This is a genomic window from Paenisporosarcina antarctica, assembly GCF_004367585.1.
Classification (GTDB): domain Bacteria; phylum Bacillota; class Bacilli; order Bacillales_A; family Planococcaceae; genus Paenisporosarcina; species Paenisporosarcina antarctica.
Window position 1 is genome coordinate 370,767 of record NZ_CP038015.1, and the last position, 21,396, is coordinate 392,162.

At 36.7% G+C, this 21,396-nt stretch carries 22 protein-coding genes; 16 read left to right on the forward strand and 6 right to left on the reverse strand.

Going from position 1 to position 21,396, the window contains the following annotated elements; translation table 11 throughout:
• Positions 1-782 precede the first annotated feature (782 nt).
• Complete coding sequence (locus tag E2636_RS01905) at positions 783-1,154, reverse strand: DUF2500 domain-containing protein (protein WP_134208503.1); 372 nt, start codon at positions 1,152-1,154, stop codon at positions 783-785.
• Between the two features lie 88 nt (positions 1,155-1,242).
• Here E2636_RS01905 and E2636_RS01910 point away from each other — a divergent pair, with 88 nt between their 5' ends.
• Positions 1,243-2,265 carry a S66 family peptidase gene (locus E2636_RS01910; RefSeq protein ID WP_134208505.1) on the forward strand — a complete coding sequence of 341 codons (1,023 nt, stop codon included), beginning with the start codon at positions 1,243-1,245 and terminating at the stop codon, positions 2,263-2,265.
• A gap of 123 nt (positions 2,266-2,388) precedes the next feature.
• Here the strand turns inward: E2636_RS01910 and E2636_RS01915 are convergent, their stop codons facing one another.
• On the reverse strand, positions 2,389-4,113 hold the full coding sequence (locus tag E2636_RS01915) for an ABC transporter ATP-binding protein (protein ID WP_134208507.1): 1,725 nt from the start codon (positions 4,111-4,113) through the stop codon (positions 2,389-2,391).
• A gap of 187 nt (positions 4,114-4,300) precedes the next feature.
• Here E2636_RS01915 and E2636_RS01920 point away from each other — a divergent pair, with 187 nt between their 5' ends.
• The gene (locus E2636_RS01920; RefSeq protein ID WP_134208509.1) at positions 4,301-6,466 is read left to right on the forward strand and encodes a bifunctional diguanylate cyclase/phosphodiesterase; all 2,166 of its coding nucleotides are present in this window, start codon (positions 4,301-4,303) and stop codon (positions 6,464-6,466) included.
• A 50-nt stretch (positions 6,467-6,516) separates the two neighbouring features.
• Here E2636_RS01920 and E2636_RS01925 read toward each other — a convergent pair whose 3' ends face one another.
• Positions 6,517-7,038 carry a YceI family protein gene (locus E2636_RS01925; RefSeq protein ID WP_134208511.1) on the reverse strand — a complete coding sequence of 174 codons (522 nt, stop codon included), beginning with the start codon at positions 7,036-7,038 and terminating at the stop codon, positions 6,517-6,519.
• Positions 7,039-7,311: 273 nt separating this feature from the next.
• On the opposite strand from E2636_RS01925, the gene E2636_RS01930 reads away from it, so the two are divergent.
• The 6 genes from E2636_RS01930 to E2636_RS01950 all read left to right on the forward strand — a co-directional run bounded on the left by E2636_RS01930 (position 7,312) and on the right by E2636_RS01950 (position 11,050).
• A complete protein-coding gene (locus E2636_RS01930) occupies positions 7,312-7,620 on the forward strand; it encodes a winged helix-turn-helix transcriptional regulator (protein WP_134208514.1) in 309 nt (102 codons plus the stop codon).
• Positions 7,621-7,695: 75 nt separating this feature from the next.
• Positions 7,696-8,610, forward strand: a complete 915-nt coding sequence (murB, locus tag E2636_RS01935) for a UDP-N-acetylmuramate dehydrogenase (RefSeq protein WP_134208516.1) — start codon at positions 7,696-7,698, stop codon at positions 8,608-8,610.
• Positions 8,611-8,712: 102 nt separating this feature from the next.
• Positions 8,713-10,185, forward strand: coding sequence for a potassium/proton antiporter (locus E2636_RS01940; RefSeq protein WP_134208518.1), 1,473 nt, complete (start codon positions 8,713-8,715; stop codon positions 10,183-10,185).
• An 11-nt stretch (positions 10,186-10,196) separates the two neighbouring features.
• Positions 10,197-10,346, forward strand: a complete 150-nt coding sequence (locus E2636_RS18850; protein ID WP_166669467.1) for a hypothetical protein — start codon at positions 10,197-10,199, stop codon at positions 10,344-10,346.
• Positions 10,347-10,364: 18 nt separating this feature from the next.
• Complete coding sequence (locus E2636_RS01945) at positions 10,365-10,712, forward strand: fluoride efflux transporter FluC (RefSeq protein WP_134208520.1); 348 nt, start codon at positions 10,365-10,367, stop codon at positions 10,710-10,712.
• Positions 10,709-11,050 (forward strand): fluoride efflux transporter FluC, encoded by a 342-nt coding sequence (locus E2636_RS01950; RefSeq protein WP_134208522.1) that lies wholly within the window; start codon positions 10,709-10,711, stop codon positions 11,048-11,050. Before E2636_RS01945 ends, E2636_RS01950 begins: the two co-directional genes overlap by 4 nt.
• A gap of 128 nt (positions 11,051-11,178) precedes the next feature.
• On the opposite strand, the gene E2636_RS01955 is transcribed toward E2636_RS01950, so the two are convergent.
• Positions 11,179-12,162 carry a P1 family peptidase gene (locus tag E2636_RS01955; protein WP_134208524.1) on the reverse strand — a complete coding sequence of 328 codons (984 nt, stop codon included), beginning with the start codon at positions 12,160-12,162 and terminating at the stop codon, positions 11,179-11,181.
• Positions 12,163-12,221: 59 nt separating this feature from the next.
• The gene (locus E2636_RS01960; protein WP_134208526.1) at positions 12,222-12,641 is read right to left on the reverse strand and encodes a universal stress protein; all 420 of its coding nucleotides are present in this window, start codon (positions 12,639-12,641) and stop codon (positions 12,222-12,224) included.
• 286 nt (positions 12,642-12,927) lie between these two features.
• On the opposite strand from E2636_RS01960, the gene E2636_RS01965 reads away from it, so the two are divergent.
• From E2636_RS01965 to E2636_RS01975, 3 genes are read left to right on the forward strand one after another with little or no spacing between them, the layout of a single operon-like run.
• Entirely contained in the window at positions 12,928-13,293 is a 366-nt protein-coding gene (locus E2636_RS01965) for an ArsR/SmtB family transcription factor (protein WP_134211726.1), read from the forward strand.
• Positions 13,259-15,388: a heavy metal translocating P-type ATPase gene (locus tag E2636_RS01970; RefSeq protein ID WP_134208528.1), complete on the forward strand. Its 2,130-nt coding sequence runs from the start codon at positions 13,259-13,261 to the stop codon at positions 15,386-15,388. Before E2636_RS01965 ends, E2636_RS01970 begins: the two co-directional genes overlap by 35 nt.
• Before the next feature lie 18 nt (positions 15,389-15,406).
• Entirely contained in the window at positions 15,407-16,525 is a 1,119-nt protein-coding gene (locus E2636_RS01975) for a GNAT family N-acetyltransferase (RefSeq protein ID WP_134208530.1), read from the forward strand.
• 38 nt (positions 16,526-16,563) lie between these two features.
• On the opposite strand, the gene E2636_RS01980 is transcribed toward E2636_RS01975, so the two are convergent.
• Entirely contained in the window at positions 16,564-16,719 is a 156-nt protein-coding gene (locus E2636_RS01980) for a lmo0937 family membrane protein (protein ID WP_017381626.1), read from the reverse strand.
• A gap of 174 nt (positions 16,720-16,893) precedes the next feature.
• On the opposite strand from E2636_RS01980, the gene mntR reads away from it, so the two are divergent.
• The 5 genes from mntR (at position 16,894) to E2636_RS02005 (ending at position 21,278) form a co-directional block, all read left to right on the forward strand.
• Positions 16,894-17,304: a transcriptional regulator MntR gene (mntR, locus tag E2636_RS01985; RefSeq protein WP_134208532.1), complete on the forward strand. Its 411-nt coding sequence runs from the start codon at positions 16,894-16,896 to the stop codon at positions 17,302-17,304.
• A gap of 35 nt (positions 17,305-17,339) precedes the next feature.
• A complete protein-coding gene (locus E2636_RS01990; RefSeq protein ID WP_134208535.1) occupies positions 17,340-18,206 on the forward strand; it encodes a CvfB family protein in 867 nt (288 codons plus the stop codon).
• Between the two features lie 152 nt (positions 18,207-18,358).
• The gene (locus E2636_RS01995; RefSeq protein ID WP_134208537.1) at positions 18,359-19,270 is read left to right on the forward strand and encodes a DUF1002 domain-containing protein; all 912 of its coding nucleotides are present in this window, start codon (positions 18,359-18,361) and stop codon (positions 19,268-19,270) included.
• Positions 19,271-19,993: 723 nt separating this feature from the next.
• A complete protein-coding gene (locus E2636_RS02000) occupies positions 19,994-20,962 on the forward strand; it encodes a ring-cleaving dioxygenase (protein ID WP_134208539.1) in 969 nt (322 codons plus the stop codon).
• Positions 20,958-21,278: a GNAT family N-acetyltransferase gene (locus tag E2636_RS02005; RefSeq protein ID WP_407670291.1), complete on the forward strand. Its 321-nt coding sequence runs from the start codon at positions 20,958-20,960 to the stop codon at positions 21,276-21,278. Before E2636_RS02000 ends, E2636_RS02005 begins: the two co-directional genes overlap by 5 nt.
• The last annotated feature ends 118 nt before the right edge of the window (positions 21,279-21,396 follow it).

Consider the following 21,396-nt stretch of genomic DNA (forward strand, 5'->3'; position numbering starts at 1 on the left):
ACATGCTTTTTTCGCCGTCTTCCGCTTCAATCAAGTAATGTTTTCGAATTGATCACAAATGAAAAGATAACTTAAAAAGAACAGAGTATATACTTTTTAAGTCCAGAAAGTCACTGTACTTTAAATAATGGGAAAATGCAGTGTTTTGCATGATGAACACTGAAATTCTGGTACTTTGAGCTAGTATTTCTCTTTTTAAAAATAGTGTAGAAGAAGTATTTCTGCTAGCTTTGTATCGCTCACGATTTCAAATAATTGTCACTAAAAATAGAACTATAGAGTGTCATGAACTCCGTGTTCATAGTGTTTTTAGTATATCGAAACTAATATGAATTTCCAAGGTGGGACTCATGCTAAACAGATAAATGTAAAGGGGTGATTTCTTTTTTAAGCTCACAAGTCTCCTCTTGAATTTCAGTGGAAGTGATGTTTGTTCAGTAATATAAACTTGTTTAGTAATCCTATCTAAATTTAGGAGTTGGTACATTCAGCTAACAAGACGACTTTTTATATTTATTTTTAAAACATATTGTCATCACTGTTGATTTATAATTAGGAGAATGATTGAAGTGGAAGGCGGCGACTCCGGTGGGAAAAGCGCGAGCTGAAGACCCTGCAGCGAGCGGAGCGAGTGAAGCGGCTGAGGCCGTGCCCACGGATAGCGTCCGCCTGAAACGGAAATCACTAGATCTAAATAGAAGGCTGTCTTATCCTTTCAACTGATACTTAAATCATCTGTACTTTCTTTAAGGACCGGGTGCACTTGACGGTTTTTCTTAGAGTTATTCAACAAGTTTTCTTCGTTCAAAACCTTGGTAACGTGTACCTTGGAATGTTAAAGTACCTAAATCTTCTTCAGCAAGCATGCCGTACTCTTTCCCGTTCATTTTTAACTCCATACGATCACCACTGTCCATTTGGAACGTCACATAATAGCTAGTTCTAGCGGATGAATCTCCTGCGCCTCCAGATGTCCTAGAACGTTTGGTGACAACTTCTGCAGGAACAGTAAGAATAGCCGACTGATTGTTAGAACTCCATTCACCTAGCTCTTTTATGAGTATAAACACGAAAACACCAATAATAATGAGGGGTACGATGACCACCATGGTGTTAAATAAATCAAATCCTGTAGACATCGACTCTATTGGCATAATATTCACTCCTTTTAAAATAATAGTATAATAATATACGTATTATTGGTAAAATAGTTTCAATCTTCACAAAAAAAGGGTGACAATGATGATGCGCTATCCAAAAGGTCTTCAAACAGGTCAAACAATCGGAGTAACAGCACCTTCTTCAGGTGTTGATAGTGAATTACACGATTTAATACACCTTAGTAAAAAGCAATTAGAAAACCGAGGATACAATATTAAAATTGGAGAAACTGTGTGGACTCAATACAAAGCCGCTTCAGCTACAAAAGAAAAGCGTGCTGCCGAATTAAATGCTATGCTTCAAAACCATGATATCCGCACTATAATACCTCCATGGGGAGGGGAAATTTTGCAAGAGATCCTTCCACTCATTGAATGGGAGAAGGCTCAAGCTAAATGGATTCTTGGGTATTCAGATACTAGTACTTTATTGTTTGCATTAACGCTAAAAACGGGCATTGCAACTGTACATGGTACGAACTTAATTGAATTGCGAAGTGACGAATGGGATCCAACTACAAGTAAATTTTTAGAAGTACTTTCTTCTGAAGAAGGCTCAATGATTAAACAAGTATCGTCTTCTTATTATCAATCTAAGTGGAACCACGATAAAATACCTGATCCGTATATCTATAAATTAGATACAACAACGAACTGGGAAACGGTTAGTAATTTACCTGTAGAAATGAACGGTCGCTTACTAGGAGGATGTTTGGATACAATTCATCACTTAATTGGGACGCCATACGGGGATGTAAAAGAATTTCAAAAAACGTATTTAAATAATGAACCAATCTTGTGGTATTTCGAGAACTGTGAGATGTCAGCAACAGATTTCCATCGAACATTAATGCAAATGCAGCAATCTGGTTGGTTTGAGAATGCATCTGGAGTTCTATTTGGACGTACAGTTGCCGGTCAAGAAGTCGGTGGCTTTACAACTCTAGATGCCTTAGAAAGATTTGCGGAAGCAACTAGTTTACCAGTCATCTACAATGCAGATATTGGACACGTTCCGCCTCAATTGACTTTTATCAACGGAGCTTATGCTGAGATTAAAGCTAATAACGGAACAGGTGAAATGACGATGATTTTAAAGAAATAAACAAAAGCTGTTCCTCTCAATATTTTGAGAAGAACAGCTTTTTAAAATGATGTAAAAGTTTTTGCTTTTCAAAGAAATGGATTATGTTTTATGGTTCTATCTACAAACATAGTCTTACTTTTCTTAAGATAGTCCTTGGCCTAGAGCAAACTCTTTGTATAACTTATGAGAATCAAAAAGCTCGCTATGTGTGCCAGAGCCCGTAATGTGACCACCTTCAAGTACAAGGATTTGATCTGCATGTAGAACAGTTGCCAGGCGGTGGGCAATTACTAAGGTAGTTCTACCTTTCATTAGCAATTGCAAGGCTTCTTGAACTAAGATCTCCGAACCACTATCTAAATTTGACGTTGCTTCATCAAGTAGTAAAATCTGAGGATTGTATAATAATGCACGTGCGATCGCAATTCGCTGACGTTGTCCACCTGACAATTTCATTCCACGTTCACCAACTAATGTCTCAAAACCTTGAGGAAGTTTTTCGATAAACTCCCAAGCATTAGCTGCAATGGCTGCTTCTTTAATTATTTCGAGTGGTGGACTTTGATTAAAACCGTACGCCAAGTTGTCTAAGATAGAACCATTCATTAACGGACTTTCTTGCGACACATAGCCGATTCGTCCACGCCAGTCCCCTAAGGGTAAATCACTAATAGCTGTGTGTCCGACGAAAATAGCTCCACTATTTGGCTCGTAAAAGCGTTCTAATAAAGAGAAAATCGTCGTTTTTCCACCTCCACTAGGACCTACAAAGGCTGTAACTGTTCCAGGGACAGCTTCAAAGGATACATCTGTTAAAATCTTTTTGTCCTCAGAGTAAGAAAAATAAACTTGTTCAAATCTAAGGGATTCTTTATTAATTACTGGAGAACCAGTAATGGTTTCATGGTCTAGTTCCAACATATTTTGAATTCGTTCCGTTGCACCGACTGCTTTTTGATAAGCAGTGAAGAATGAAGCCATTTGAGCAAATGGCACAACAATTTGAAATAAGTAAAAGATAATGGCGACGAGGGAACCTGGAGATAATTGTCCATTTGAAACTTGCATGCCACCATACCCTAAAATCACGACAAGAATTCCCATCATAATTAACGTCATAATAGGTGAAATAATGGATTGAATACGAGCTTCTTTCAAACCGAATTGAAACAACTTCCCAATGGCTTGATCGCCTTTAAGACTTTCGGTTTCTTCTGCACGGTAAGCTTTAACTAACCGAATATCTGATAAAACCCGACCGAGTAATCCAGAGAATTTAGCCATTTCTTCTTGAGTTCCTTTTGCTACTTTATGCATTTTACGACCTAGAGGAATAATAATAGCCATTGCAAGAGGTACGCTCACTAGCAAAATTAATGTCATTTTCCAATCAATAAAGAATAATATAATGACGGAGCCAATAACTGAAATAATGCCAGATACAAATGTTACTAAATGACCTGTTATAAGCTGCTTTAATATCGAAGTATCTTGTGTAATCCGACTCATTGTTTCCCCGGTTTCGAGTGAATCGAAATATGGAATGGGTAGTCGTAATACTTTGCGCCATAATTTCATACGTAAATCTGAAACAATGGTTTCCCCAATGTACGATAACAAATAGTAAGAAACACCACCTGCGATAGCTTGGAGAATAAAGACGATGAATAAAAGTGTGATTATACGCCAATCGAATATGGCAGTTGTCAATGAGTCAACTAAGTCTTTTGTAACAAGAGGAATAATCAAGCCAGTAATTGTTTCAGCTAAAGCTAATAAAACTGCGAAGACAGTTATACCAAATGGCCATTTTAATGAACGAATCAGCTGGAAAAATTGTTTTGAAGAAGAAGGTTTTTTAGTCAAGCTATTTCTCGTCCTTTCGTACCTATAGGGATGAATAATTTTACATCTTTAATATTAATATATCATACAAGTATTGACTATCTTCAGACATTCCTTGACAATAAAATAAGTGAAAGTAATAAAAAAGTTGGTATATATATACAATTATTTTATTTGTAATAAATTCAAAAAAACTGGGTGTGACAACATGTCAAAAAGACAACTACAAACCTACATATTGCTTTCTATCGTATTAATGACAGTCGTTGCTATAACCATTATTAATTACCAATACACAAAAAAATATGTGTTAGAAACTGTTGAAAAAGAAACGAAGGAACTTCTAAATAATTTTACAGATGAAACAAACAAATTCTCAAATGAGCGAGTCGTTGAACTTAAATTAATTGCAGATTACCTATTATTACTTGATGGTGAAGATGAAGACGTAATAAAATTTCTTAATAAACAGAGTGAAAATATGCCGTTTTTCACTTCTCTTGGTTTTATTAATCCTCAAGGTAAAATCTTGGCTGGAGATGGATCGGCTTTTCCAGTCAATCAACCTGAATCCTTCGCAAGAGCATTGCAAGGCGAAATCGTTTTTAGTGATTTGTTTCCACTTTATCAAGACTCCAATCAGATTGTTACAGCTATACGTGTGCCTGTAGGACAAAATGAAGAAATTATTGGTGTAATATCAGGTGTGGTAAATATGGGGAATATTTTAGGTGCCATAGCTAAAAAATCTAGTTTGCCAGGAACGTTGTATTTATATAAAGAAGATCAGTTAGTGTTCTCAACAACTGATGAAACTTTAGAAGAAAAAGTACCCAATGCCAAACAATTAGTAAATGAAATGCAAGTGAAGGAAAATGGGTCGAAAATGGTCAATCACAAGACAGGTCATTATGTAATGTATCAACGAGCAGGGGAAGACTGGACGGTGCTTGTTGATTCGTTTAGTAATGATTTAGAAAGCCATATTTCATCTATTTTTTGGCGAAACATTCTTATTGTTGTACTGACATTCTTAATTTTATGTGGTGTTTCAATTTATATCAGAAGAAATGATGTTAGAGAAGATAAAATGCTTAAAAGAGATTTGTTAACTAATCTTCCTAATCGAGTATTGTTTGAAGAAAAATTAACAAAAGATTTAGACCCTACAAGTTTCAAGAATTTCTCGTTACTTTTCATTAATTTAGATCGTTTTAAAGATATAAATGAACGTATTGGTTATCAATTAGGCGACCGTGTATTATTTGAGCTTAGCAATAAAATTCAAGCGTTTGCTAACCGCAATGAATTGTACCGCGTTGGTGGAGATGAGTTTGTTATCATCGTTCCATCAAATTCTGAAGAGGAACTAGAATCATTAACAGCTCGTTTAATTAAATTAATGGAGGAACCCGTAGAAGTCTCTTCATTTGAGAGTATTTGGATAACACTAAGTCTTGGGATACGAAAATCAGTACTTGGCGATTGGCCAGACCTAATGATGCAAGATGCTACATTCGCTGTTCAAGAAGCAAAAAAACAAGGTGGGAATCGGGCCGTATTCTTTTCACAAGAATTAGCAAATCAAAACGAACGTGCCAGACTTATCGCAAATAACTTGGTACAAGCGCTTTATAATAATGAATATTATATGGTGTATCAACCTGTATATGATTTGTCTAATCAGAAAATCACAAGCTATGAGGCTTTAATCAGATGGGAATCTCCATTAATTGGTTCAATTTCTCCTGTAGAATTTATTCCGCTTCTAGAAGATAGCGACTTAATTGTTCCAGTTGGAAGATGGATTTTACGACAAGTGGCATTGCAAGTGAAACTTTGGGAACTTGAAGGATATAATGGTTTTCAAGTCGCTATTAATATCTCAGTTAAACAAATGATGCATCGTGAATTTTTGAATGATGTTAAATCAATTATTCAAGAAGCAAAAATTTCACCGCGCCGATTAATATTTGAAATTACTGAAACCGTTGCTGTACAAAATAGTGAGTTGGCAACTCAAATTCTAAGTGATTTAAACCATTTGGGCGTAAAAACGGCACTTGATGACTTTGGAACTGGTTATTCATCTCTGTCTATTTTGAAACTATTACCTATTCAACAAGTTAAAGTGGATCGTATGTTCATTATGGAAATGGAACAAGAAGATAATAAATCACTTGTCATTTTACAAGGAATTATAGACATTGCAAAAAACCTTGGGATGTCTACCGTAATGGAAGGTGTAGAAACATCCGAACAACTCGAATTACTAAAAAATATGGGTGCTCAAAAAATACAAGGATATTTAATTAGTCGGCCGATCGTTGCGGAGCTTGCGATTGAACTTCAAAAGAACACCTGGAAGTATTAAAAAAAGGAACTTCTCTTTTAATAGAGAAGTTCCTTTTTGATATTTTGCTATTAAGCCGGGTTAGCTTCTAGTTCGATAGTGATCTTAATGTCTTTACCTACTAATACGCCGCCAGTTTCAAGTGCTTGGTTCCAAGTTAAACCAAATTCTTCACGGTTAATTTTAGTTTCAGCGCTGAAACCAACTACTTCTTGGCCCCATGGATTTGTACCTTTTCCTTCATATTCAGCATTGAATACAACTGGATTAGTAACGGCTTTTATTGTTAAATCTCCTGCAATCTCATATTCATCATCTTTTTTTGTAATATTTTTTGCAATGAATTTAATTTCTGGGTATGTTTCAACATCAAAGAAATCAGCTGAACGAAGGTGATTGTCACGGTCTACGCTTCCGGTAGTAATACTTGCCACTTGAATGTTAAATGCAATTTCGGCATTAGATAAATCTGTTTCTGTAGCTGCTACCTCCGCAGTGAAATCGCTGAAACTTCCACGTACTTTAGATACCATCATATGTTTTACTGAAAATCCAATACTTGAGTGGGATGCATCTACGTTCCATTTTTTCATAATTAATTCCTCCAAATTGTTTTTTATTTCTATGCTTTACTATATGCAATAAATATCTCGATGTCAATATGTTTTAATTAAAATATCTTGAATTAAAGGTATTATATTTGTAGGTTGAATATACTCATATTTCAAAATAAAAATATTTCATAAATTGTACTATTTTAAAGTAAGTTATAATACGTAACTTACTTTAAAATAGTAATTAAATTACTATGTGTTTTACATGGATTTTTAATTAAGTTATAATTAAAAGTAATAGAGGTGAGAATTATGAAAGAAACAACAGTTTGTCCACGGTTATCAAAAGCTATGGAACTTATCGGGAAAAGATGGACCGGTCTAATCCTATATCAGTTATTAGAAGGACCCCAGCGATTCAACGAAATTGTATCTTCCTTGCCAGTGAGTGGACGCCTCCTATCTGAACGATTAAAAGAACTAGAAAAAGAAGGATTAGTAGAACGTAATGTTTTTGCAGAAGTTCCTGTGAAGGTTGAATATTCATTAACTGAAAAAGGTAAAGGGCTAAAAGATGCAATTGCTAACATTGAACAATGGTCAAAAGTATGGTTATCTTGAAAATCACTTGTCAAATAGGTCGTCAATACGCATACTATGTAATGAAAAGAGTTAAGCGAAAGGATTTGGCTTTTCATGAATAAACATCGTTGGTTTGACGATATAACAGAAAAAATTTCACATGAATCAGTTAAAATAGATGAACCTCTTAACTTGCACACAATGACGAAAATGGGTGGTCGGGCAGATTTATTTGTAGCCCCATCGACAGAAGAAGAAACCATTTTTGTTGTGGCATATGCTCATCGTAAACAAATTCCATTGTTGTTACTTGGTAATGGTTCTAATATGGTGGTCAGAGATGGTGGTGTGCGGGGAATCGTCTTGAACTTGTCTAAATTAAATCGAATTGAGATTAACGGTACTCGTGTATATGCCCAAAGTGGTGCTGACATCATTGATGCATCAAAAGAAGCTGTGAAAGAAACTTTAACGGGGCTGGAATTTGCATGTGGTATTCCGGGTTCTATTGGTGGTGCAATGGCAATGAATGCTGGAGCATACGGTGGTGAGATTAAAGATATTATTTTCAGAGCGACTGTCTTGACGCAAGAAGGTGTAAAACTTGTTTTGTATAAAGAAGATCTTGAGTTAGACTACCGTATGAGTGTAATTACGAAAAAAGGATATTATGTGTTGTCCGCAGAATTTGATTTAGCACTAGGTAATCAATTGGCGATTGATTCAAAGGTAGCAGATTTAACGGACCTACGTGAATCGAAACAACCTTTAGAATATCCCTCTGCAGGTAGTGTATTTAAACGACCTCCTGGTTACTTTGCAGGTAAATTAATTCAAGACTGTGAACTGCAAGGTAAGGGGTTTGGAGGTGCGGAAGTTTCAACGAAACATGCTGGTTTCATTGTAAATAAAAATAACGCAACTGCTACAGACTATATTCAAACAATTGAAATGGTTCGCAATAAAGTTCTAGAAAAATTCGGAGTCAACCTGGATCTTGAAGTGAAAATTGTTGGCGAAAACGAATAAAAAAAGTCTCAAATCCTTTTGGGGTTTGAGGCTTTTTACATGCATGTAATGGCAATTACTATTAAACTATAGAGACAACTAGTGTAAAGACAGGAGGGACCAATGGAACAGTTCTCAACAGATGTTGTTGTATTATTAATGGGTATTTTTCTTTTATGTGGAGTATTGATGACGAAAATTTCTGCAAGAGCCGGTGTACCAGCACTTATTTTGTTTATATTTTTAGGAATGATTTTAGGTAGTGATATTTCTGGACTAATATATTTTTCTAATGCAAAAGTTGCCCAAATGGTGGGTGTTTTAGCCCTTATCATCATTTTATTTGAAGGTGGACTACAAACACAGTGGAAGCATGCTCGTCCAGTCCTAGGGGGTTCAATCGTCCTTGCAACACTTGGTGTGGTAATAACAACAGCAATCGTTGCGGTTGCAGCATACATAGTCTTGGATCTTGGATGGTTAGAAGCATTTCTCCTTGGTTCTATTGTTGGTTCGACAGATGCAGCAGCTGTTTTTTCAGTACTATCTGGTCAAAATATTAAACAAAAACTAACATCAACATTAGAAGCTGAATCTGGAACGAATGATCCGATGGCAATGTTTTTAACCATTATATTTATTGAATGGATATTGATGCCAGAAATTTCCGCATGGTCATTTGCAGGTAAGTTCTTTATGCAAATGGGACTTGGGGTGTTGTTCGGTTTTGGTCTAGGGTATATCGCATCAAAAACAATGAATAAAATTAAGTTAGATGCGAGTGGACTTTATGCTGTGCTATCTGCTGGCTTTGCCATTTTTATCTATAGTCTAACTGCTGTATTAGGTGGGAGCGGATTACTGGCCGTATATATTGCTGCCATGATTATAGGGAATCGAGAATTAACACATAGCCACTCAATTTTCAGGTTTCATGAAGGATTCGCCTGGTTGATGCAAATTACAATGTTTGTGATCTTAGGACTGCTGGTGTACCCAAGGGATTTGTTGGATTGGGATATCATTTGGAAAGGGCTTGTACTGTCATTTGTCTTAATTGTGATAGCAAGACCAATTGCGGTATTTGCCTCCACCATTTTCTTTCCTTATAGCAGGAATGAGAAATTATTTATTTCATGGGCTGGATTACGTGGAGCTGTTCCAATCGTGCTTGCAACCTTTCCGATGTTAGCTGGTATTGACAATAGTACACTGTATTTCAACATCGTATTCTTTATCGTCTTAAGTTCAGCTTTACTGCAAGGGTCCACCATTCCATTTTTCGCGAAATTACTTAAAGTGAATGGACCACCTGTTCCAAAACGTATTCATACATTGGAACTTGTATCAATGGATCGTGCCAATGCAGAAATGTTGGAATTTGAAGTGTCTGAGTTTTCACCGTTTGCCGGACAACTCGTCCAAACGATTGGACTGCCAGAAAAAACGCTTATTAGTGCTATTATTCGAAAAGGTAATTTAGTCATGCCTACAGGTGGAACAAAGCTTCAAAAGAAAGATATTTTATATATTCTTACTGCAAAAGAACAAGTAGCCAATGTAAAATTAGTATTAGCCGAAGAATTATTGAAATAAAGCTGGTAGGCATGCATGACAATGAGTTGTCGGTGCCTACTAGTTTTTTTGTGCTTATTCGCTTATCTCGCATTGGTGAGACAATATCTGAAATTCGCATTGTGATAATGAATGGTGACATTTTAGACGGCAATACGTTAACATTATCTTCATCAGAGTAATTACTAGGGTGTGTTAAATTGAAAAACATTTTATTAGTGGGCACAGGTGGAATGATGGGCGCACTATTACGCTACAGCGTCATGGTAACCACTACAAACGTATTTGTTTTATGGATTGAGAATGGTGTAGGAAGTTTCATTTTAGGGTGGTTAACAGGACGTGCGGCTGCATCAGGGAAATCGGCGTCGCTATTGTGGACAACAGGAGTCCTAGGCTCATTTACCACCTTTGCCACATTTTCCGCTGAATGGCTTCAATTGATGCAAGAAAATATCATTTTAGCGTTTGTCTATGGGGTAGGTATGACAATATTTTGTTTTGTTGCAGCAGCTCTTGGTTTTAAGGTAGGAGGATATTTAAAATGACTCTCCTGGCAGTTGCAATTGGCGGTTGCTTAGGCGCAGTATTTCGCTATATTATTTTGCTGAAAATTAAAGGAACAAGAGGGATAGTAGTAATCAATTGGTTGGGTTCATTTTTAATGGGTTTCTCACTTCCAATAGCCATTGAAACGAGCTGGTTAAGTATGTTTTGGATAGTTGGATTTTTAGGTGCATTCACAACGTTTTCAACGTTTGCTGTTCAATTCGTGGAGAATTGGATCAAAGGAAAGCAACGAAAAGCAATTAGCTATGCATTGTTCACCCTCCTTGGCGGTTTTGTTTTCGTAAGTATTGGATGGTGGTTAGGATCTCTCATTTGATTCCTGTAAGGTGAATATCGGTTTTGTCTAGTAGAAAATCAAAAGTAATGTGTAAATTGCTCGATATATTATTCAATCAAAAAGGATTCCCACTATGTCAAATTTATTGACGAAGTGGGAATCTTTTTCTATACAAATACTCCTTTTTCAATCACACGGCCTAAACGACCAGTTGTTGTTTGTGAGAGACGAATAGATTGATAAACTGCTTCTTCCGTTGCTTCAATAGTACCTTGGAATAACTCATTCATTAACGGGTGATCATCTCGTAAAAATGACTGTGTTTCAAATGGATGGTCAGATTCATGAGCCACAGTATTAGCATTTGAGAAAGCGATGACGATATCCCCACTGCCGTTATGTATGTGTGTACCGGTTCGGCCGAGTCCTATTGCCGCTCGTTTTGCTAGTCTTTTCAATTGACGCGAATCGATAGGGGCATCAGTTGCGACGATGATGATGACAGATCCATCGGGCTTATCTATTTTATCTTGCTCCCAATTGGAGATTTGACATTCTCCGGCTCTACCGAAGTTCGTCAACACTAGCACACCCAAAGTAAACGCATTATCTCCATGTTCAGCAATTCGAGATGAACTACCAATCCCCCCTTTAACTCCGTAACAAATCATGCCTTTACCAGCACCAACAGCTCCTTGTTGAAAACTTCCTGGAGCTGCTGCTTGTAATGCTTCAACGGCATGTTCAGGTCGAACGGCTAAAAGGCGCATTGAATTTAAATAACTGTCGTTGCACTCTCCGACAACAAGATTAAGTGAACTTGTGGAGTCCCCAATTGTTGGATTCTGCTCCAACATATATGAAAGAGTTCCTTCTAAAACGGCTCCAACACTAAATGTATTTGTGAGCATAATGGGTGATTCCATCAAACCCAATTCTTCAAGTTGAATAAGTCCAACTGTTTTCCCAAAGCCATTTAACACAAAGCTTGCAGCATGAACTTTCTGCAGAAAGGGGTTTCCTTCATGAGGCAAAATGGCTGTAACCCCTGTGCAAATTGAGTCTTGATCATTTATGCATTGATCTAAAGTAACATGTCCTACTTGTACACCTGGTACATCTGTAATTAAATTTAATGTACCTTTATTCAATTTCATCAGCTCCTGAGATAAAATAAAGACTGACCAATTAATGATCAGTCTACATTTAATTATTTTATTAATAATACGGGTGAGTTTACACGTTTTGCCACTTTATGACTGACGCTACCAAGCACCATTTCTTGTAGCGTGTTGAGACCTCTACTGCCAATCACAACAACGTCATAATTTTCTTGGTTCGCATGTTCTACAATTACTGGACCTGCTTCACCATGCAATAATTTAATTTCAGTTGAGATACCTTTGGATGTGAACAATTCTTTAATGGGCATGATTTTGTTTTTGCGATCAATATGTAAATCCTCACTACTCATGTTATGAATGTCATTAGATCGCGCCTTATCGTAATCTAATACATAAAGTAGGGTTACATGTGAACCCTCAGTTGAGTTAGCTAAAAAAACAGCGTGAGAAGCTGCTCTCTTTGAATGTACAGAACCATCCACAGCGACTAGAATTTGTTTATACATATATACCACCCTTAGAGTAATCTTTTACCATTCAAATTTGCTATTGAAAGTTCTCGAAATGAAGCAAAAGAAATGGCTTATATAATTTATATATATTCTCTAATGTCTACTGAAAGTCCTTTTTTTATCTGAAATATTGAAATAATAAAGGCACAGAAGCTGATAATAGAGATGTTGTTTCACTTCTTCACATGTAAATAGAGACATGAATGTCCTTGCTATTCAAACTTATCGAGCATATACTGAAATCAATAATCAAATGGACGTTTGAATGAGGGATGATATGATGAAACCAGAAACATGCGAAGTAGTATGCGTTCATGAAGAAAATGTAAAATACGTTCAACAAAACTTGCCAGATTTAAAGGGAATATCCTTAATTTTTAAGGCCTTAGCAGATGAAACAAGATTGAAAATTTCATATGCATTAACACTTCAAAATGAATTATGTGTGTGCGATGTAGCAGCGATTATACAATCTTCAACCGCAACAGCTTCTCATCATTTACGCTATTTAAAAGATATCGATTTAGCTAAGTCAGAAAAAAGAGGCAAACTCGTATATTACCGCCTTGCCGATCATCACGTGAATCAGCTAGTAAAAATAGCGTTTGAACATGCGAAAGAAGGTGAAAAGATTGAAAGCACATGAACAACAGGAATTCCGTTTAGAAAACTTAACATGTGCAAATTGTGCTATGAAGTTTGAAAAGAACATTCAATCCCTGCAAGAAGTTACCGAAGTCAACGTTAATTTTGGCGCATCAAAATTACGTGTTATCGGACCTGTAACTGTTAAAGAGTTAGAAAAGGCAGGAGCATTTGATGGCATTAAAGTTATGCCAATAAATTCAAAGCGAACAATTGAATACAAATCTTTTTATAAACGAAAAGAAAATATCTTGACGTTTCTATCCTTAATTTTATTAGTAATAGGTTTAATTATTTCATTTCAAACGACTGAAGCAGACTCATATGCAATAGTCTTTTTTGCCTTATCCATGGCCATTGGTGGCTATGAAATGTTTTGGAGCGGGTTAAAAAACTTGTCTCGCTTCTATTTTGATATGAAAACACTCATGACCATCGCCATCATTGGTGCTGCCATCATTGGGGAATGGCGTGAAGGTGCTGTGGTGGTATTTTTATTCGCAGTGAGTGAAGCACTTGAGGCTTACTCAATGACCAAAGCACGTCAATCCATTCGTCAACTTATGGATATTGCCCCCGCACATGCGATTATTCGTAGAAATGGTGAAATGCTCGAGCTAGCAACGAAAGATATAATGATTGGCGATACGCTTGTTGTAAAACCAGGACAAAAAATTGCGATGGACGGGGAAGTATTGTCTGGTCATTCTTTCATTAATCAAGCGCCCATTACAGGGGAATCAATGCCTGTAGCAAAAGCAAGTGGAGACGAAGTGTTTGCAGGAACTTTAAACGAAGAAGGGGCTCTCGAAGTTCGTGTAACGAAACGAGTCGAAGATACAACCATTGCGAAAATCATTCATTTAGTAGAAGAAGCACAGGGTGAAAAAGCACCATCGCAAAAATTTGTTGATCAATTTGCCAAGTATTACACTCCAATTATTATTTTAATTGCGTTACTTGTTGCAGTTATCCCTCCTTTATATACAGGTGATTGGCAAGTTTGGATATATCAAGGTCTTGCTGTATTAGTAGTTGGTTGTCCTTGTGCGCTCGTTGTTTCAACACCGGTAGCTATTGTTACAGCAATAGGTAATGCGGCGAAACAAGGTGTCTTAATCAAAGGAGGCATTCATTTAGAAGAAATGGGTCGCTTGCAAGCCATTGCTTTTGATAAAACAGGCACCTTAACAAAAGGTTTTCCAGAAGTAACCAACTTATCAATAGAAGCTTCTTTTACAGAAAGGGAAGTCATTCAAAAAGTGGCGTCAGTCGAAGCGTATTCAGGTCACCCAATAGCACGAGCGATCGTGACATATGCGTCAGTTCAAAATATAGAGCACTCACCAGTTGAAAATTTCCATTCAGTTACTGGTAAAGGTGTGAATGCCACAGTTGATGGAATAGAAGTCGCTATTGGTAGTTTGAAATGGGCAGAAGAATCTACGACAATTACAGTTGATGTAAAGGCAGACGTAGAAATGCTTCAACAACAAGGGAAATCGGTGATGGTCGTTCTTTTCAATCATCAATATGCTGGTCATTTAGCTGTAGCAGATGCGATAAGAGAAACCAGTCCAACCATTATAAAGAAATTAAGAGAACTTGGGATTAAGCATATGGTTATGTTAACCGGAGATCATCCAATAACAGCTGCCGCGATAGCTCAAATGTTGAATTTGACGGACGTCAGAGCAGGATTAATGCCAGATGAAAAACTACATGCGGTAAAAGAATTACGTAGTGAATTCGGGCGTGTGGCTATGGTTGGAGATGGCATGAATGACGCTCCAGCACTTGCTGCCGCAACGGTTGGTATCGCAATGGGTGGAGCTGGAACTGATGCAGCACTTGAAACGGCAGATGTTGCTTTAATGGCTGATGATTTAGAAAAACTTCCTTACACCATTCAATTAAGTCGAAAAGCATTGCGTATTATTAAAGAAAACATTATGTTTGCTTTAGGCTTAAAAATAATAGCGTTGCTGCTGATCATTCCTGGATGGTTAACTCTTTGGATTGCAATATTTGCAGATATGGGTGCGACGTTACTTGTTGTTTTGAACTCAATGAGGTTACTGCGCATTCAAAAATAACGCAGTTCGGGGGGAATTATGCGATTAACAGAGTGGACAATGGAAGAGCAAGAACAATTAATACATTTTATGACTACGAACACATGGCCATATCATGGTAATTCGAATCCTGCGAGGGAAATTATCGAAAAAGCAATTGAAGAAGGCGGCTATGAATCAGACGAAGTCAAAACCTTTTGGGTCGAAAATGAAGAACAACAAAAAGTAGGAATTGTTAAAGTGTTTGATTTACAAGATGAAATTCCTGTCTTTGACTTACGTATCGCAGAAAGTCACCGCGGCCATGGTTATGGACCAGCTGCACTTAAAAAAGTAGCTGAGTACGTATTTAATCTAGCTGAAAAGAAAATTCGTGTAGAAGGTCATACACGTCAAGATAACTTTGCGATGCGAAAAACATTTGAACGAGCAGGATTTGTAAAAGAAGGACATTTGCGTAAAGCCTGGTTTTCACCAAAAGAAAGTTCTTATTACGATGCCATCACGTATGGTATTACAAGAGAAGATTTTATAGAAGGCACAACAACGCCTGTCTTGTGGGAGGATCAACAGGGGACGGAACAAGCACAAACAAAAGTTCATATTTCAATGCGCACATTCCCGGATTCATTTGAATCTGAGCGGTTATTAATTCGTGCACCAAAAGTAGAAGATGCTCCAGTCGTTTGGGAAAGCATTAAAATTTCGCATAAAGCATTAAAACCATGGATGCCATGGGCTCAAAAAAATGAGAAAATCGAAGTTACGACTGAAAACTTAAGACAAGCAGCCGCGGATTTCATAACAAGAAAAGATCTACGACTTCATTTGTTTTTAAAAGAAACGGGTGAGTTTATTGGGTCAAGCGGCTTTCATCGTATTAATTGGGATATTCCAAAAGTTGAGATTGGCTACTGGTTAGACAGTCGTTTCGAAGGAAAAGGCTATATGACCGAAGCGGCCGAACGTTTAACTGAGTTTGCATTTGAGGAACTTGGTGCGAGAAGAGTAGAAATCCGTTGTGAGACAGACAATGTAAGAAGTCGAGCGGTGGCTGAAAGATTAAAATTCACATTAGAAGGAATACTAAAACAAGATTCGCTTTCATCAGATGGAAAATATGTTCGTGATACGTGCATTTACGCGAAAATAAAATAATAAAAGGGATGTCCAAATTAGCGGACATCCCTTTTATGTTACAGTTTTCGTTTACCTGATATTAATTGTACGATTAATACTATACCTGCAATCAATAATATTAAGTGAATTAAACCTCCGCCAATTTTAAGTACAAGTCCGAGTACCCAAATAACGATTAATACAACGATAATCATCCATAAAATTCTGCCCATATAAATTCATCCTCTCTTCTTAAAGCGTTGCTAATAATAATTTACCCCATAATACTTAAGATAAACTAGTTAGATAAAAATCCAATAAAATAGAGCAGTTCATTCCCATACATTTGAGAACAGTAAGCGACTATAGTACACTTATATAAGCTATGGGAAGAGAGGACAGAGTGAATGCCGACACCTAGTATGGAAGATCATATCGAACAAATATATATTTTAATTGAACAAAAAGGATATGCACGTGTTTCGGATATCGCTGAATCTCTTTCAGTACTTCCATCTTCTGTAACAAAAATGGTTCAAAAACTAGACAAAGACGGATACTTGATATATGAGCGATACCGAGGGCTAATGTTAACATCAAAAGGTTTGAAATTAGGGAAGCGTTTAGTTCAGCGTCATGATTTGTTGGAACAATTTCTACGTTTAATTGGCGTGCAGGAAGACAAAATATATAAAGATGTAGAAGGAATTGAGCATCACTTAAGTTGGAATTCCATTGAGCGAATTGGAGACTTAATTCAAGTGATGGAAGCGGATCCTGATTTTCTTATGAAGTTAGAAAAACTCAAAGAGCAGTAAAAAAGATGAATGAAAATGCGAAAGGAGTGTCCAGTATGAGTGAATTATTATCAGGAGAAATTGTTGACTTGCAAGTAAAGTCTCAAGAATCTTCTAAATGGATATTATCCAACGGAGAAATTGAAGTATCGATTAACGAGTCTGAAGCACCAGAAGAAGTTCAGATAGGCGATACAATTAAAGTGTTTTTATTTAAAGACCGTCGAGGCAACTTAAGTGCAACGTCCTCATTACCACAAATTACAAAAGGTGTGTATGGTTGGGCGAGAGTCATTAAAACTGAAGAACGTGTAGGTTCATATGTAGATATCGGTAGCTCACGTGAAGTTCTTGTAAAAAGTTTTGATTTGCCAGTAATTACCCAACTTTGGCCAACTACTGGTGATCATCTATATATGACTTTAAGAACAGATTATCTAGGCGATTTATATGGTCGTTTAATAACAGAAGAAAAAGTTATAGAGACGTTTATTGAGGCTCCTACAACAGTATCCAATGAAAACTTAAAAGCTAGAGCGTATCGTTTACTGCCAGTTGGATCATTTTTAATTACCGTACCTGAAGGATACAGAATATTTGTTCACCACACTGAACAAATGGCTGAGCCTCGTTTAGGTGAAGAAGTAGAAGTTCGGGTAATTGGCATAAAAGAAGATGGGTCATTAAATGGCTCAATGTTACCGCGTAAACAAGAAAGATTAATGGACGATGCGGAAACTTTATATCGCTATTTACAAGATGTAGGCGGTAAAATGCCATTTACAGACAAATCATCTCCAGACGAAATTTTCGAGATGTTTAAATTGAGTAAAGCCTCATTTAAACGTGCTTTAGGAAAACTAATGAAAGAAAGAAAAATCGAACAAAAAGATGGTTGGACTATAGTCAAGTCTGACATTTAGCTTTTAAAACTGGTACAAGAAGATTGGGGAGATTAAAGGCTCACCGAAACTTTTTGTACCTTTTCTTCGTATTATCAAGAGACTAGCATTTTTCCGAAAAAAATTTGCTTGTCCAAAATGAAAGAAAAGTTGTTTTGAGAGGAGAATTTTCTATGAAAAAGAATATTGTACGTTTTGCTTCAATTTTACTTGTAGCTTCATTGCTTATGCCTTCAGTAGCTCTAGGAAGCACTGGCTCATCGTCTGATGACGGGATAAATGAAAAATTCGGATTACCGATTGTGGTATATGGAGCAGACTTAACAGAAACAGAAAAACAAAGTGTTAAAGATAGCCTAGATGTAAAAAATGAGTCTGAAGTAGAAGAAATTTCAGTGACAGGCGAAGATTTAGTGAACTACATTAAAGATGGAGATTCATCAGCTCGCATGTTCTCATCTGCTAAAATTACGCGTCAAGATGCCGGTAAAGGGTTAGTAATCGACATTGTGACTGAAGATAACATCACACAAGTAACAGCTGAGATGTACGAAAATGCAATGTTAACAGCTGGAATTGAAGATGCTATAGTTGAAGTCGCGGCTCCCAAAAAAGTAACAGGTCATTCTGCTTTAGTAGGGATTTATAAAGCCTATGAAGTTAGTGGAGAAACACTCGACAAGGAACGCACAGATGTAGCGAATGAAGAACTTTCAGTGGCAACTATTCTAGCGGACAAGTCAGGAATTGACGAAGCCAAAGTAAGTGAACTTTTAACAGAGATTAAAAAAGATATTGCTGAATTAAACCCAGCAACTAAAGAAGACGTTGAAAAAATTGTACAAGACCAACTAACGAAGCTACAAATTGAGTTAAGCCCAGAAGATCGTCAATTATTAATTGATTTAATGGATCGCATTCGTAAACTGGACATTGATTTTAGTAAGTGGTCAGATCAATTAAATGATTTAAGTAAAACGATTGAAGATAAAATCGGTAATATCGTTGATAATGAAGGTTTTTGGCAAAGTGTTAAAAACTTTTTTAACAACCTAATTGATTCAATACGTTCTATGTTTAACTAAAACCTCCTCTCATGGAGGTTACGGATTGCTTTGTAAAGCACAACTAAAGAGAAGTGCATGGTGACTTTTGTCACCTTGCACTTCTCTTTTTTCTATAGGCAATGTGCATCCTTCGCTAGACGAATACTTTAACTGGCATAGTTATTAACTTTGGTCTATGAGAGAATAGACACTTTCCATTTAGAAAATAGGGTGCCGATGAATCAATTTCGGCAACTTTTTACTTTATTTAAGTGTTTGCCACACCATAACGTGCTTCGCATCATCAAAAGATTAGGTTTTAGTATCGAGCGATAACTCAGTTGTAATTATTGGGGGTGACGTTGTAAATATGGAAGGTAATGTTGTAAATATAGGCCTTCACGTTGTAAAAATTGTGATCCACGTTGTAATAGTTAAATTTCGGGAATTTACTAACCGGTTATTATGTGAAACTTTATAACGTTATCAATTTATCGTAAGTCACAGCACGTATTGTCGATATTCAAAATCCAAACTATTTATCCATAGTGATGTGGAACCTATTTAGGGTATACACTTTGTAGCTCACATCTGTAGTGTTTCCGTTCAAAGCGATCTGCAACCGACTGTTGTTTACAGTGCACTGCATTTCTGTCAGATGTAATGTAAATGAAATCACATGAATTGCACATTATATACACACATGATAAAATTTAAAAAAACATCTCGAATTCAAGATGTTTTTTTGTAGGAGGAATTTTAATGGAATTAGCAGGGATTCATCATGTATCTGCCATTACGGCAAACGCGGAAAAAAACTTCGATTTCTTCACTCGTATTTTAGGAATGCGACTCGTTAAAAAAAGTGTGAACCAAGATAATACATCTTCGTATCACTTATTTTATGGGGATGCAGTAGGTACCCCTGGAACGGATATAACATATTTTGATATCCCACATGCTGCGAAGACAGTACCCGGAGCTTCAAGTATCAGTAATACGGCTTTTCGTGTGAAAAGTGAAGCTGCTTTAACCTATTGGAAAGAACGCTTTACACAACATCAAGTTCAATTTGAAGATGTAATTGATCGTTTCGGTAGAAAAACGATGTATTTTGAAGACTTTGAAGGATCTCGTCTTATGCTAGAAGTTGATGATGGCAAAGGTGTTCTATATGGTATACCTTGGACAAAATCTGGTGTTCCAGAAGAATTTACAGTGGTTGGTTTAGGTCATGTCACGTTAACCGTGCGTAAAGCAGAACAAACGCAACTAGTTCTTACTGAAGTATTGGGCTTCAAAAAAGTCGGTTCATATCCTTCCCTTATGACAGCAATGCCTGACATCACTGTATATTCTACAGGCAAAGGTGGTCCAGCATCAGAAGTGCATATTGAAGAACGACCTGATTTAGCTTTGGAACGACCAGGTCGTGGAAGTGTTCATCACGTAGCATTTAGAGTGAAAACGTTTGAGGACTATGATAAATGGGAAGAATTATTACGTTCAAGAGGATTTATGACTTCTGGTAAAATCGATCGCTATTACTTTAAATCAATTTATTTCAGGGAACCAAATGGAATTTTGTTTGAACTAGCAACGGATGAACCAGGATTTGCGACAGATGAATCCGTGGATACATTAGGAGAAACACTTGCTTTGCCGCCATTTTTAGAATCCCGCCGTGAACAAATTGAAGCTTCTCTCCGCCCGTTAACGTTTAAAGATTAAATTATGCTACACTTACAAAAAGGAGTGGAAGTTTATGGAGTTTCAGTATAAAGAATTAGGTCATGATGCGTATGCATTTGTGTATGGAAAAGATGGTCAAAATTTAGGGGAAATTACATGGACATTGATGGGTGATGTAATGGTGATGGATCATACATTTATATCTCCAACTCTTCGAGGTCAAGGGAATGCCAAGAAGTTACTTGATCATACAGCTGAATTTGCTCGTGAAAAAGGCTATAAAATGGAAGCAGTTTGTTCGTATGTAGTGTCTGCATTTAATCAATCTGATGAATATGAAGATCTTAAAGCATAAGTAAAAGGCAAACCACTAATTCAATTAGTGGTTTGCCTTTTATGTTTTATTTTTAATCCTTAAATTTGAGTAAAGACAACTAAAATTCCCGTTAGAACTGAAGCGCCCAAAACAGTAT

Bases quoted from the DNA above. Each gene is read 5' to 3' on its own strand.
- E2636_RS01910 (WP_134208505.1), top strand. From the start codon at position 1,243: ATGATGCGCTATCCAAAAGGTCTTCAAACAGGTCAAACAATCGGAGTA.
- E2636_RS01920 (WP_134208509.1), top strand. From the start codon at position 4,301: ATGTCAAAAAGACAACTACAAACCTACATATTGCTTTCTATCGTATTA.
- E2636_RS01965 (WP_134211726.1), top strand. From the start codon at position 12,928: ATGAAACCAGAAACATGCGAAGTAGTATGCGTTCATGAAGAAAATGTA.
- E2636_RS18850 (WP_166669467.1), top strand. From the start codon at position 10,197: ATGCATGACAATGAGTTGTCGGTGCCTACTAGTTTTTTTGTGCTTATT.
- E2636_RS02000 (WP_134208539.1), top strand. From the start codon at position 19,994: ATGGAATTAGCAGGGATTCATCATGTATCTGCCATTACGGCAAACGCG.
- E2636_RS01970 (WP_134208528.1), top strand. From the start codon at position 13,259: ATGCGAAAGAAGGTGAAAAGATTGAAAGCACATGAACAACAGGAATTC.
- E2636_RS01975 (WP_134208530.1), top strand. From the start codon at position 15,407: ATGCGATTAACAGAGTGGACAATGGAAGAGCAAGAACAATTAATACAT.
- E2636_RS01950 (WP_134208522.1), top strand. From the start codon at position 10,709: ATGACTCTCCTGGCAGTTGCAATTGGCGGTTGCTTAGGCGCAGTATTT.
- E2636_RS01990 (WP_134208535.1), top strand. From the start codon at position 17,340: ATGAGTGAATTATTATCAGGAGAAATTGTTGACTTGCAAGTAAAGTCT.
- mntR (WP_134208532.1), top strand. From the start codon at position 16,894: ATGCCGACACCTAGTATGGAAGATCATATCGAACAAATATATATTTTA.
- E2636_RS01980 (WP_017381626.1), bottom strand. From the start codon at position 16,719: ATGGGCAGAATTTTATGGATGATTATCGTTGTATTAATCGTTATTTGG.
- E2636_RS01995 (WP_134208537.1), top strand. From the start codon at position 18,359: ATGAAAAAGAATATTGTACGTTTTGCTTCAATTTTACTTGTAGCTTCA.
- murB (WP_134208516.1), top strand. From the start codon at position 7,696: ATGAATAAACATCGTTGGTTTGACGATATAACAGAAAAAATTTCACAT.
- E2636_RS01905 (WP_134208503.1), bottom strand. From the start codon at position 1,154: ATGCCAATAGAGTCGATGTCTACAGGATTTGATTTATTTAACACCATG.
- E2636_RS01960 (WP_134208526.1), bottom strand. From the start codon at position 12,641: ATGTATAAACAAATTCTAGTCGCTGTGGATGGTTCTGTACATTCAAAG.
- E2636_RS01925 (WP_134208511.1), bottom strand. From the start codon at position 7,038: ATGAAAAAATGGAACGTAGATGCATCCCACTCAAGTATTGGATTTTCA.
- E2636_RS01930 (WP_134208514.1), top strand. From the start codon at position 7,312: ATGAAAGAAACAACAGTTTGTCCACGGTTATCAAAAGCTATGGAACTT.
- E2636_RS01940 (WP_134208518.1), top strand. From the start codon at position 8,713: ATGGAACAGTTCTCAACAGATGTTGTTGTATTATTAATGGGTATTTTT.